At 64.0% G+C, this 13,815-nt stretch carries 6 protein-coding genes and 1 pseudogene; 4 read left to right on the plus strand and 3 right to left on the minus strand.

All coding sequences use genetic code 11. From position 1 onward, the window contains the following. On the minus strand, positions 1-477 hold a 477-nt coding region (locus tag VFE81_RS01550; protein ID WP_325042910.1), incomplete at its 3' end, for a citrate/2-methylcitrate synthase. Positions 478-768: 291 nt separating this feature from the next. Here VFE81_RS01550 and prpR point away from each other — a divergent pair. Then, positions 769-2,742 carry a propionate catabolism operon regulatory protein PrpR gene (gene prpR / locus VFE81_RS01555; protein ID WP_325042911.1) on the plus strand — a complete coding sequence of 658 codons (1,974 nt, stop codon included), beginning with the start codon at positions 769-771 and terminating at the stop codon, positions 2,740-2,742. Here prpR and VFE81_RS01560 read toward each other — a convergent pair. Continuing rightward, complete coding sequence (locus VFE81_RS01560) at positions 2,699-3,091, minus strand: AraC family transcriptional regulator (RefSeq protein WP_325042915.1); 393 nt, start codon at positions 3,089-3,091, stop codon at positions 2,699-2,701. The two genes, prpR and VFE81_RS01560, sit on opposite strands and share 44 nt — an antisense overlap. Between VFE81_RS01560 and VFE81_RS01565 the strand changes: the two are divergent. The 3 genes and pseudogenes from VFE81_RS01565 to VFE81_RS01575 form a co-directional block, all read left to right on the plus strand. Beyond that, a pseudogene (locus VFE81_RS01565) lies at positions 3,030-3,571 on the plus strand (succinylglutamate desuccinylase); the annotation flags it as partial. The gene VFE81_RS01560 and the pseudogene VFE81_RS01565 sit on opposite strands and share 62 nt — an antisense overlap. A 176-nt stretch (positions 3,572-3,747) precedes the next feature. Further along, positions 3,748-4,965 (plus strand): porin, encoded by a 1,218-nt coding sequence (locus VFE81_RS01570; RefSeq protein ID WP_325042912.1) that lies wholly within the window; start codon positions 3,748-3,750, stop codon positions 4,963-4,965. 69 nt (positions 4,966-5,034) lie between these two features. Next, a complete protein-coding gene (locus VFE81_RS01575; RefSeq protein WP_325042913.1) occupies positions 5,035-6,393 on the plus strand; it encodes an MFS transporter in 1,359 nt (452 codons plus the stop codon). A 139-nt stretch (positions 6,394-6,532) separates the two neighbouring features. Here VFE81_RS01575 and VFE81_RS01580 read toward each other — a convergent pair. Further along, positions 6,533-13,815 (minus strand): GH36-type glycosyl hydrolase domain-containing protein (locus VFE81_RS01580; protein ID WP_325042914.1); only part of this gene is annotated, 7,283 nt, incomplete at its 5' end.

A 13,815-nucleotide genomic window follows, 5' to 3' on the forward strand; every position in this document is an offset into this window, starting at 1 on the left:
GCGCTTGCCGTTGTGCGAGTAGTGGTACCAGTACAGCAGCATCGAACCGAGCGAGGCCATCAGCCTGTCGGCGATGTCGCGTGCGCCGGGCAGGTCGTGGTCGTCTTTCTCCGGCAGCACGGTGCCGAGCACCGAGACGCCTGTGCGCATCACGTCCATCGGATGCGCGGCGGCCGGAATCCATTCCAGCGCGGCCTTGACGTTGGCGGGCAGGCCGCGCAGCGCCTTGAGCTTCGTCTTGTAGGCGGTCAGTTCAGCCTGGGTCGGCAGCTTCTCGTGGACCAGCAGATACGCGATTTCCTCGAATTCGCATGCGCTGGCGATGTCGAGAATGTCGTAGCCGCGGTAGTGCAGATCGTTGCCAGTCTTGCCGACCGTGCACAGCGCGGTGTTGCCGGCCGTCACGCCGGACAGGGCCACGGATTTCTTCGGCTTGAAGGCGCCTGCGTTCGGCGTGCTGTTATCGGCTTCACTCATAATTTCGTCTCCAACTGCGGGGGTTGCGTTCGTGCGGCAATCAGCGCGCCGAGCTTGTCTTTCAGGGTTTCAATGCGGTGACCGGTGAAAACGGAGGGTAGTAACGCAAAGAATGGGCCATGTGAAATACGAACCGCTAAGTGCCTGATTTAACAAAAAATCGACTCCGGACCACAGCGCCCCGTGATTTCATAAGTGAAATCATGAATTTCAAATTCGAAAAAGACGGGCGCATAATGGCCGGACTTCTGATCCTTGCCGTCCTTTTCCTCTGACAACGAGCCGCCCGCCGTGAGCACGCCCCCCTTCGATCCCGCGCAACGCCCTCGTATCTGGGCTGTCAGCATCAGCCGCCTGCGCGATCTGTTCTTCGACATTGCCGGCGAGTACGTCGAACGCGCCGATCTGCGCATCGTCGCGCATGGCTTCGAGGACGCCGTGCACGAGCTCGACGTGGTCGGCGCGGGACGCCCGGATGTCGTCATTGCCGGCGGCTCCAACGGCGCGTATCTGAAAACACGCGTCGGCGTTCCGGTCGTGCTGATCAACCCGACCGGTTTCGACGTCATGCACGCACTCGCACGAGCACGGCGCGACGGCGCGAAGGTCGCGCTCGTCACGCACGGCGACACGCCCGACGAAGTGCGCCGCTTCACCGCCGCGTACGGCATCGACGTAACGCTCGCGTCGTATCAGTCAGCCCAGGATGCGGAGAGCGTCGTGCTCGATCTGCGCGATCGGGGCATCGACGTCGTGGTCGGCCCGGGGCTTGTCACCGATCTTGCAGCGAATGCCGGCATGGGCGCGGTGTTTCTCTATTCACGCGCATCGGTACGCGCCGCGTTCGATACCGCACTCGAAGTCGCGCAGGCCACCCGCCGCGAAACGGTTCGCCGTCAGCGGCTCGACAATCTGCTGCAGCATCTGCGCGACGGCGTGGTGGCGCTCGATGCGCAAGGGCGCGTCGAAGCGATGAACCAGCGCCTCGCCACTGTGCTCGGCATCGACGCGGCAAACGCAGTGGGCCGCGCGCTGCTCGACCTCGCGCCTGATCTCGCGGGCAGCTTGCCGGACTCGGACGGCGACACGTTCTGCACGGTGCGGGGCGTGAGCTACGTCGTGCATCGCGGGCCGCTCGCGAGCAGCACCTCGGCGGCGGGCACCGTCCTGACGTTTCAGGAATCGCGTGCAGTCGAACGGCTCGACCGCACGTTGCGCTCGCGGCAGCGCGTGCAGCAATTCAGCGCGCGTTACCGGCTCGACGATATCGTCGGTGCGGCCGATTCGATCGAACGGGTCCGCACGCTCGTGCAGCGCTACGCCAAATCGGATGCCACCGTACTGATTCTCGGCGAAAGCGGCACCGGAAAGGAAATGGTCGCGCAGAGCATGCATCAGCTGAGCGCACGGCGTGACTTCGCCTTCGTCGCCATCAATTGCGGCGCGTTTCCTGAGGCGTTGCTGGAAAGCGAGTTGTTCGGTTATGAGGAAGGTGCGTTCACCGGCGCACGCAAAGGCGGCAAAGCGGGGCTGATTGAAGTGGCGCACCGCGGCACGCTGTTTCTCGACGAAATCGCCGAGATGCCCTTGTCATTGCAAAGCCGCTTATTGCGCGTACTGCAGGAGCGTGAAGTCGTGCGGCTCGGTTCAACGGAGCCGACGCGCGTGGACATCCGGGTCGTCGCGGCGACGCATCGTGCGTTGACCGAAGGCATCGAGGCGGGCAGCTTCCGCGCGGACCTGTACTACCGGCTCAACATTCTGAGCATCGCCCTGCCGCCGCTGCGCGAGCGGCCAACCGATCTGCTGCCGCTCGCTGTCGAACTGCTGCTGCAGGCCGCATTGCGTGAGCCGAGACTGGCGGCTCGCCTGCCCGATGCAAATGCGGCCAGGCGCGTCCTCGCTACGCTCAGTGAGCCGCTAAAACGTTACACGTGGCCAGGCAACGTACGTGAATTGCAGAACGTAATCGAACGGATTGCGGTTGAGCTGGCAGACGCGGATATAGACACGAACACGGAAGACGGCTCAGCAGAAACCGCCTTTACGCGCGACGCACTGCGCACCGTTGCTCCTGAAATTTTCGAGCAGCCCCACGCACGCACGAAAAAAGTGGCGCTAACGTTACGCGAACGCAGCCGTCACGTGGAAGCAGACGAAATCCGTGCCGCGCTTGCCGCATGTGACGGCGATCGCGATGCAGTGTGCCAGGCGCTCGGCATCAGCAAGACGACCTTATGGCGGAAGCTGAACGCGGCGCAGTAGCCTGAACCGCGCCGCCACGCTTCGCCGCCTTCGCTCCGGCGCGCTCGATGAACATGCTGGGCGTCATTCCGCAGCATCGTTTGAAATGCCGGCCGAAGTGGCTCTGATCGAAGAACCCCACCTCGGTCGCGACGACCGATCCCGGCACACCTTCGAGCAACAAGGTTTGCGCCCGCTGAATCCGCAGCCCGCACAGATAACGATACGGCGATGAACCGTACTGCTGACGAAACACCGTCGCGAAGCGCGACACGCTAAGCGCGGACAGCGTGGCGAGTTGCGCGAGCGTCGATACGGTCGACGCGCTGCTCGATCTGCATTCGATGCATGAAAAGAGCAAGCCGCTGATCGTGGTGGGACCGTTGCAGAAAGGTATCGACCTTGCCGTGCGTCTCGGCACACCCGCCACGGTGATCTGCGACGAGGGCCATCCCGAAGGCCGCCGCATGCGAGATTACGAAGGCTTCGGCGACGCCGATAGCACGAAAAACGCGTTGCTGATCGAATGCGGCCAGCACTGGGAGCGCAGCGCAGTTACCGTGGCGCGCGACACGACCGCGCGCTTTCTGCTGCTGGCCGGCGTGGTCGAGGAAGCCGATCTGCCGGAAGGTTGGCTGGCGCAATTGCCGCCCGTTCAGCACATCGTCCGCGTGACGCAGCCGGTGGTTGCAACCAGCATGGATTTTCGTTTCGCGGCGCCCATACCGGCCTGGAAATCTTTGCGGATGCGGGCGCGGTTATCGGCTGGTCGAACGGCGAAGCAGTGGTCACGCCTTACGACAACTGCATGCTCGTGATGCCGTCGCTGCGGCAGTTCATACCTGCACTGATGCGCGCCTGCAACATAGTCGGGTTATCCCGCGTTGCTCGTGAATATCAAACTGCTTACAGTCCCGGCTGTTCGCATAAAGAATCACGGTTCTTTATGCGAACAAAACCACCGATAAAAAATTATCTCCGACCGGGTCGCAAAACGTCCTCACAGGTCGAATTGGAGAGCACTTCATGAATCGCACCATCACATTGACCCGGATCGCCTGCGCGGTCACCGCTCTCGCCAGCGTGCCTGCCTTCGCGCAAAGCAGCGTCACGCTGTACGGCATCGTGGATACGGGTATCGGCTATCAAAGCAGCCAGACTTCGCTCGGCTCGACGTCCGGCGGCAAATCGGCCGTCAAGATGATCAACGGCGTGTGGGCCGGCAGCCGCTTCGGCCTGAAGGGTGCGGAAGATCTCGGCGGTGGCACCAAGGCCATCTTCCAGCTGGAGTCGGGTTTCAATTCCACTACTGGCGCGCAGCAGTACACGAATGCGCTGTTCGGCCGCCAGGCATGGGTCGGCGTGACGAACCCGACCTACGGTACGTTGCAGGCCGGCCGTCAATACACGGCGTATTACACGCTGCTGTCGCCATATAGCCCGACAACGTGGCTCACCGGCTACTACGGCGCGCATCCGGGCGACGTCGACGCACTCGACACGATCTACCGCGCGAACAATTCGCTGGTCTATACGTCGCCGAAACTGTACGGCTTCACGTTCAGCGGTTCGTATGCGGTCGGCGGTGTGCCGGGCAGCCTGAACCGCGGCTCGACGTGGAGCGGCGCGATCCAGTACCTCAATGGTCCGGTCGGCGTGGCAGTCGGCTTCATGCGTATCAACAATTCGACGCTGGGCGGCGGCGCGTACGGCGCGGATTCGACCGTGTCGAACAACGGCGCGCAACCGGGCGTGTCGGCAGTGACCAACGGCTATCAGACGGCACAGGCGCAACAGCGCTTCGCGGTCACCGGCGGCTACAACTTCGGTAACGGCTGGGACGTGTCCGCTGCGTACTCGAACGTGCAGTACATTCCGGGTGTAGGCTCGAGCTTCCGCGATACGGCGATCTTCAACACCGCCGGCGTCGTGCTGCACTGGAAGCCGACGATCGCGTGGGACTTCGCAACGGGCTACAGTTACACGCGCGCAACGAAGGCGAACGGCATCACGAGTTCGGCGCAGTACCAGCAGGTCAACCTGTCCGAGTACTATGCATTGTCGAAGCGCACCGGCCTCTATGCGTTGCAGGCGTTCCAGCGCACCAATGGCAACACGCTCGGCACGGCGGGTTCGGGCCACATCATCACGGCCACAGCAAGCCTTGGCGATGGCTTCCAGAGCGCGCCGTCGTCGTCGCGTAGCCAGTTCGCTGCCGGCGTAGGCATCGTGCACCGCTTCTAAACGGCGTACGATCGTAGAAGAAAGGAAGGCTCGTTACGACGAGCCTTTTTTCGCAATCAGGAGACCATCATGAGCCGCAGCACCGCTGTGAACGTTCAAACGTTTATCAACGAACATCCCTTCTCGCCGTTCCAGTGGCTCATCTTTTTCATGTGTTTCATCATCGTCCTGCTGGACGGTTTTGACACCGCTGCGATCGGTTTCATTGCGCCTTCGTTGATCTCCGAATGGGGTATCACGAGACCGGCGCTCGCGCCGGTGCTCAGCGCGGCGCTGTTCGGCCTCGCCTGCGGTGCGCTCGGCTCGGGACCTCTCTCTGACCGCCTCGGGCGGCGCTCCATGCTGCTCGGCTCGGTGCTGCTGTTCGGCGTAGCCTGCCTTGCCTCGGCGTTCTCGAACAGCATCGAACACCTGACACTCTTGCGCTTCGTCACCGGCGTCGGCCTCGGTGCGGCCATGCCGAATGCCGTGACGATGATGGGCGAGTACTGCCCGGATCGCCGCCGCGCGACCGTGATCAATCTGATGTTCTGCGGCTTTCCGCTGGGCGCGGCCTTCGGCGGCTTTCTCGCCGCGTGGATGATTCCGCACTTCGGCTGGCGCAGCGTGCTGCTGCTCGGCGGCATCACGCCGCTGTTGCTGCTGATCGTCCTCGTGCTGAAGATGCCGGAATCGGTCCGCTACATGGTGGCCAACAGCCAGCCGGTGGAACGGATCCGTGCAGCGCTGGCGCGCATTTCGAGCGAAGCAGCACAGGGCGGCAGCTTCATCATGACCGAATCGGCGCCGCAAACCGGCGGCAAGGGCATGAGCGTGGTGTTGTCGCGTTCGTACATCATCGGCTCGGTGATGCTGTGGATTGCCTACTTCATGGGCCTCGTGATCTTCTACGCGTCGATCAACTGGATGCCGATTCTGCTGAAGGACGCCGGACTCACGCCGCAACGCGCGACGCTGATTTCCGCGCTGTTCCCGCTCGGCGGCGTGGGCGCCGTGATGTGCGGCGTGCTGATGGACCGCTTCAACGCGAACCGCATCATTGCGGCCTGCTATGCGCTGACCGCGGTGAGCGTGTACTTCATCGGCCAGGCAGTCGGCAATGTCGGCGCGCTGGTGTTCATCGTGTTCGTGGCGGGCGTGCTGATGAATACCGCGCAATCGTCGATGCCCGCGCTGGCCGCGGCGTTTTACCCCACTGAAGGACGCGGCACGGGCGTGGCGTGGATGCTGGGTATCGGGCGCTTCGGCGGGATCGCCGGTTCGTTCCTCGTGGCCGAATTGACGCGCCGCCATTTCACGTTTGGCGGCATCTTCGCGATGGTCGCGGTGGCGGGTCTGGTTGCGTGTGTGGCCTTGCTGATCAAGCAGGCGGCACGGCCGCATGTGGCAACGGCGGCTGGGGCGAAAGCGGAGTCGTTCGGGCACTGAGTGGGTGCCCTGCGCGAATACATCCGTGCGATTCGACACGCGGTGAATTCGCCAGGGCGGCGGCGGCCGGGCACGACGAAGAACTGGAAGGTCGAATGTCGGCCACGCCCGGACACCGGCCCTTCAGGCACGGACTATGTCAGTTGCGACTATTCTGAGCCGAAAACTGCGCCGGTTGCGAGACGGGGTGCGTCGCTACCCGATCGGTACGGGTAACGCCGGGGCGAAGCGAAATCACGAGCTTGTGCGATCCAGCATCAAGCGGCACGCGCACCCCTGCCTCACCCCATTCGACACGCGTGCCGTCGAGCATCGCACCGTACTCGCCAGCGGATTCGACGTGGATCTCATACCGCGTCGAACGTATCGTCACGGTTGCTTCAAACCCCGGCCACGTGTCCGGAATACAAGGATCGACCACCAGGAAATCGCCTTCCCGACAAATCCCGAGAATACCCTCGACACCCGCCCGGTACATCCATCCAGCGGATCCCGTGTACCAGGTCCAGCCACCTCGCCCGACATGCGGCGCCACGGAATAGACATCGGCGGCCACGACATAAGGCTCGACCTTGTAGCGATCGACTTCCATCGGTGTGCGCGCGTGGTTGACCGGATTAAGCAGTGAAAACAGCGCGGCGGCCTTGTTGCCATCGCCCATTTTTGTGAACGCGAGGATCGCCCACATGGCCGCGTGGCTATACTGCCCGCCGTTTTCACGCAGCCCCGGCGGATAGCCCTTGATATAGCCGGGATCGTGCGACGTTTTATCGAACGGCGGCGTGAACAGCAAGGCAAGCCCGTCGTCGCGGCGGATAAGGTGCTTCTCCAGCGATGTCATCGCCAGCGCCGCGCGTGCCGGATCTGCCGCGCCTGACAGCACCGCCCACGATTGTGCGATCGAATCGATCTGACATTCGTCACTGTCTTTCGAACCCAGCCACTTGCCGTCGTCAAAGGTCGCGCGGCGATACCATTCGCCGTCCCATGCCTCACGCTCCAGCGCCTCGCGTACCGAAACCGCATGAGCGCGCCAGCGCGCAACGCGTCCGACCGAAACCGCATCGCGCGATTCAGCCAGGGGAGCAAACAGTTCAATCGTCCGCAATAGCAGCCAGCCGAGCCAAACGCTTTCTCCTTTGCCGTCCGCGCCGACGCGGTTCATCCCGTCGTTCCAGTCACCCGTGCCGATCAGCGGCAAGCCATGCTCGCCGGTCAGTTCGACGCATTGATCCAGGCCGCGCGCGCAATGTTCGAACAGTGACGCTGATTCATCCGCGACCATCGGCTGGAAAAACGCATCGTGCTCGCCGGGCCGCAATGGTGGTCCATCGAGGAACGGCACGATCTCGTCGAGAATCGCGACGTCGCCAGCGCAGCCGATGTACGTCGCTGTCGCGAACGCGAGCCACACGCGGTCATCGGAAATCCGCGTGCGCACGCCCTGCCCCGACTGGGGCAACCACCAGTGCTGGAAATCGCCTTCGACGAACTGCCGCGCCGCGGTGCGCAGCAAATGCCGCCGCGTCTCGTCCGGCTGCGCATGAGTAAGCGCCATACCGTCCTGCAACTGGTCGCGGAACCCGTATGCACCGCTCGCCTGATAGAACGCCGAGCGCGCCCAGATACGGCACGCCAGAGTCTGATACAGCAGCCAGCCGTTTAGCATCAGGTCCATCGCGCGGTCTGGGGTCTTCACCTGGACGGTACCGAGCACGTTCTGCCAATGGCTCGTCACTTCGGCGAGGACCGCGTCGAGATCGGCCTTGCGATAGCGCTCGATCAACGCCCGCGCCTCTTCGACGCCAACGCATTGCCCGACGAACCACACCACTTCGACGACCTCGTCCACACCCAGCTCAATCACGCGCTGCAACGCCGCGCATGGATCGAGGCCCGCACCGGTTGCGCCAGACAGCGGCGCGTTGCCGGTCAGCGCGGCGGGTGCCGCAGTGCGGCCGTTGCGGCCGAGAAATTCGGTGCGATCCGCCGTCCACGCAGTCTGCAGGCCGTTCAGGTCGGCGAACGCCACGCGCCCGGCAAACCCCATGCTCCACGGATTGCGCGCCAGCATCGCGCCGGTAACGGCGTCGATTTCCGTCACGATGAAGGGTCCCGATGCGCCACGCGATGTGCCGAGCACCCATTCCATCCACGCCGTCACGGACAGACGGCGCGGCATACCGGACAGATTGCGCAACGTCAGCCGGGAGATCTTCAGTGGATCGGCGAGCGGCACGTATTGCAGCAAGTCGAGCGCGATGCCATTCGCCTCGTGTTCGAAGCGGCTGTAGCCATGCCCGTGACGCGCGATATACGTCCCGCCATCGCGGATCGGCAGCGCGGTGGCGCCCCACACCTCGCCACTGACTTCGTCGCGCACATAGATGGCTTCACCCGTTGGGTCTTCCACCGGATCGTTCGACCACGGCGTGAGTTGATTCTCGCGGCTGTTTTCGGCCCACGTGTAGCCGTTGCCTTCGGCCGCGACCTGAAAACCGAAACCGGGGTTCGCGATCACGTTGATCCACGGCGCGGGCGTCGTCGCACCCGCCGCGAGAACGGTCACGTATTCCAGCCCGTCTTTGTCGAAACCGCCCAGACCGTTGAAAAACTCGAGCCTCGACGGAACCGAAGAAAGCGCGCGCGGCAGATGAGACGCTGCGGGCCACGGCGACGACATCGGCGGCTTCTGCCGCCGCAGCGCCGACGGTTGATCCTGCGACTGCGGCAACCGGGCGAGCTGGTCGGCGATTGAACCGCGACGCGCGATCAACGCGACACGCGCAACCGATTGCAGCAGCGCACGCGTCTCCACGCTCATCAAATCGGCGCGCAGCGTAAAGACTGCCCCTTGCGCGAGTTCTTCGCCGAAACGGGGCCGCGTCTGACTGCTGCGCACGGCTGTTTCGATCGCACCCTGCAATTCCTGGATATACGACGAAGCCCGTTCGTTGATGATGACGAGATCGACGCCCAGCCGCTTCATCCGCCAGTACTCGTGTGCCCTTAATAACTGCCGGACTTGCGCGATGTCTTCGACGTCGTCGATGCGCAGCAGCACGATCGGCAGGTCGCCGGAAATCGCGTGCGGCCAGAGTCCCGACTGCGCGCCGGCCCCGCGAATGATCGTGTCCGACGGCGCCCTGAAACGCGCATCGGCATAGATGACGGGCGCGGCGAGGCGCTGAAAATCCGCCGCCTCTTCGGCTTCGACGTCGAGATGGCGCAACTGCACCTGGGCCTGCGTCCAGGCTAGCGTTTTGGCGCGATCGAACGCGTTGCGGTCATGGTGTTTGTCGACCAGATCGAGCAACAGCGCGCGCGACTCGGCCACCACCGTCCAGAACGTCACGCGTGCGACCTTGCCCGGCGGCACCAGCACGCGATACCTGAGCGCAAAGACCGGATCGAGTACGGTCCCGGTCGTGTTAGTCAGCGGCAGATCGCCGAAGACCGCCGCCGCCGTGCCGGCGTTGCGCCCGCGCTCCAGAAAGCGCGCGCGGTCCGATTCGTATTGCGGATCGGCGACGATCTCGCCGTCGACAACCGCGAAATGCGCAGCCCACACCTGCTTTTCCTCGTGCGAACGCGGACGGCGCGTAGCCACCAGCGCGCCGAATTCCGCGAGGTGCTCGGTCTGGACAAACATCCGCGAGAAGGCCGGATGCGCGTTGTCGGCGGCAGGTGTCGCGAGCACGATTTCGGCGTAAGAAGTCAGTTCGATCGCGCGCGCGCGGCGTCCGCTGTTTGCCAACGATACGCGGCGCACTTCGCCGTCTGCTTCACCGGAAACCAGCACGTCCATTGTCGTGGTCAACGAGCCGTCGCGACGGATGAATTCCGCATGGTCCTCACCGAACACCACCTCTTCGTACTCGGCTTCGCTGCCGGACGGCTGTTCGGCTGCCGACCACACGTGACCGCTCTGCGTATCGCGCAGGAAGATGAAGGAGCCCCAGTCGTCGCGGGTTGCGTCTTCGCGCCAGCGCGTCACGGCCATGTCGCGCCAACGGCTGTAACCGGCGCCGGTTGCAGTCAGCATGACCGCGTAGCGTCCATTCGACAGCAGGTGTGTCACCGGCGCGGCGCCGGCCATAGCCGACGCTGCGAGGCGCCGTACGGTCGGTGGCACGATGCCGGCAACGGCTGCTGACGTGCTCACCTCTTCGGCACGCGGATGCGCAACGGCGACATTGCGCGGCATGCGTTCCTGCAGCAACAGTTCGCTCGCCTGGATCATGGGCTCGCGGTGGAAACGTGCACGCATCTGCGCGTCGAGTAACGTGTTCGCGATCGACACGATCGTCATGCCCTGGTGATGCGCCATGAAATTGCGCACGATCGCCACATCCTCGTTGTCCGGCAGCCGCGAGCGGGTGAAATCGAGCGCTTCGTAGAAACCGTAACGACCCAGCGCACCCAGCGCGGCGAGTTCTGCGTAGTTCTCCCGGGCGGCCTGTGGGTCGACCATCGCAGCTAGCCCCGTCGCATACGGCGCGATCACACGGTTCTCTGAAAGCCCGCGCTTGAGGCCGAGACCCGGCACGCCGAAATTCGAATACTGGTAGGTAAATTCGATGTCGCGAGCGTTGTACGCCGATTCCGAAATGCCCCACGGAATGCCAAGCGAATGCCCATACGCGGCTTGCCGTTCCACCACCAGACGGCTCGTCTGCTCGAGCAGGCTGCCGACCGGCGCACGCATCACCAGCGAGGGCATGAGGTATTCGAACATCGACCCCGACCACGAGATCAACGCCGAGCCGTTGCCGACCGGCGTCGCGGCGCGACCGAGACGGAACCAGTGGCGCGTCGTCACGTCACCTTTCGCGATGGCGAAAAGGCTCGCGAGGCGCGCTTCGGACGCCAGCAGGTCGTAGCAGTTCAGGTCGAGGCTATTGTCGGATTGCGAATAGCCGATTGACAGCAGCTTGCGTTCCGGGTCGAGCAGGAACGCGAAGTCCATCTCGAGCGCCATCGCTCGCGACGTATCGGCGAGCGACTTCAGGCGTGCCTGCAGAAGATCCGGTGCCTCGGCGAGTTGTTGCCGGTCGCGGGCATGTTCGACCACGCTTTTGCTCAACGCGTCGATCCAGAACATCAGGTCCGCAGAACTGTCGTCGCCGCCGGCGGGTGCGAGTTCACGCGTTGCCTTCGCGGCCTTTTCGGTCAGCCGCGTCAGCGACGGGGACAGCGCTTCGAGCGTCTGCGGGCCGTGCAATTGCGTGCTGATCTCTTCGAGGATCGCAACCAGTTGCTTGCCACGTTCACCGCCCGCGGCGGGCAGCGTGTCGATGGCTTCGCGCGCGAGTTGCAGGTTGTCCACCATTCCGGGCCGCGCCGCCGGCGCGAGCAATTCATGCGGCCACTCTTCGCACGCGTTGGCAAGGACGATCAGATGACCGGCCAGATTGCCGCTATCGACCGACGAAACATACGCCGGCGCCAGCACCTGGAGATCGAGCGTCCCGTACCAGTTATAGAAATGCCCCTTGAAACGCGTGAGCTTGTGCATCGACGCAAACGCCGCTTCGAGCCGTTCGACGGTTTCCGTCGTCCCCGTCCAGCCAAAATCGCGTGCGGCAACCGCTGACAGCAGATAGAGCCCGAGGTTGGTCGGCGAGGTGCGGTGTGCGACGACAGGCTTCGGGTCTTCCTGGAAATTGTCGGGCGGCAGCATGTTTTCTGCCGGTGTAACGAAGGTCTCGAAGAAACGCCACGTGCGTCGCGCAATGAGACGAAGGCTGCGCGCGTCCGGGTCCGCCATCGCGAAACGCCGCGCGACGGTCGGCGAACGGCTCGACCACAGCGCGAGCGCCGGCGCGGCGAGCCATAACAACGCAAACGGCAGCACGAGCGGCCAGTGAGACGGTGCGTACGCGATCGCACCCGCCGGCAGCACGAGGCCGAGCGCGACACCGCCGGTCATCTGCCGATAGGAGCCGCGTAGATCGAGGCGCGGGCTGCCCTTCGACTGCGCTGCGGTCGTCCATTCGAGCAGCCGGCGATGCGTCACGAACAGCCGTATCAGCGTCCGGACGATTGCATCGCCCATGCGCCACGCCTGGTCAGCGAGGAACGCGGCCGACAGAACGGTTTGCAAGGCGGCGAGCCGCACGTCGGCGGCCAGCACGTCCAGATGATTGCGCAGATGAATGCCGCTGCGGCGCGGCAGGATCGCGAACAGCGTCGGCAGGAAAGCGGGAACCGCGAGCGCGCCTAGCATCAGCAGCGCGCCTGCAATCCCGGCGCGGACCGGCATGAGCCAGCAGAGGCCGAGCGCGGCAACCATGAAAGGCGCGAACAGCGAACGGCGCAAATTGTCGAGCATCTTGAAGCGGCCGATCGACGGCATCGCGTGCCGGTCTCGTCCACGATGACCGACGATCCACGGCAGCAATTGCCAGTCGCCACGCGTCCAGCGATGCTGCCGCTTGCCAATCACGTCGTAACGGGATGGCACTTCCTCGACCACCTCGACATCCGACGCCAGCCCGGCGCGAGCAAAAATCCCTTCGAACAGATCGTGACTGAGCAACGCGTTTTCCGGCACGCGTCCGTGCAAAGCCGCTTCAAATGCATCGACGTCATAGATACCCTTGCCGGTGTACGACCCTTCGCCGAACAGGTCCTGATAGACATCGGACACGGCCGCCGCGTACGGGTCCATCCCACCGGGGCCGGAAAAGACCCGCTGATGCAGCGACCCTTCCTGCCCGACGGGTAGCGACGGTGTGACTCGCGGCTGCAGAATCGCGTAGCCGTTGACGACGCGTTGTTCGGCGTCGCTGAATGTGGGCCGGTTCAGCGGATGCGCCATCTTGCCGATGAGCCGCAGCGCGGCGTCGCGTGGCAAACGCGTATCAGCGTCGAGCGTGATGACGTAACGCACGTCGGACGGCACCTGCGGCGCACGGCCTGCGATCGGCACGAAGGTCGTATCCGTCGCCCCGCGCAGCAGGCGGTTGAGTTCGTGCAGCTTGCCGCGCTTGCGTTCCCAGCCCATCCATTTGTTCTCGCTCGCGTTGAACACGCGGCGACGGTGTAGCAGCAGGAAGCGGCTGCCGCTCGGGCCTGGCTCGTAACGGCTGTTCAGCGCTTCGATAGCATCGGCGGCCACAGTGAGCAGATGCGCGTCTCCAGCCAGCACTTCCTCATCCGCATCGAGTCCGTCCACCAGCAACGCGAAGGACAGGTCACCGCCGGCTCCCGCGAGGTGATGCACCTCAAGACGTTCGACCTGCTCGCGCAGATCGGCAACGCTCGTCAGAAGCGTCGGCACGGCAACCAGCGTACGCAACGACGACGGCACGCCGGCAGTCAGTTCGAGACCCGGCAACGTGATTGCGCCGAAACTCCATGTCACCGTGCGATTGACGAGCGCGGTCGCGATCTCGGTGAGGGGCAGGAATCCACATA

The sequence above is a fragment of the Paraburkholderia sp. genome, assembly GCF_035656215.1.
Lineage (GTDB): Bacteria > Pseudomonadota > Gammaproteobacteria > Burkholderiales > Burkholderiaceae > Paraburkholderia.

Coding starts and splice junctions, on each gene's coding strand:
- VFE81_RS01570 (WP_325042912.1), top strand. CDS start 3,748: ATGAATCGCACCATCACATTGACCCGGATCGCCTGCGCGGTCACCGCT.
- VFE81_RS01575 (WP_325042913.1), top strand. CDS start 5,035: ATGAGCCGCAGCACCGCTGTGAACGTTCAAACGTTTATCAACGAACAT.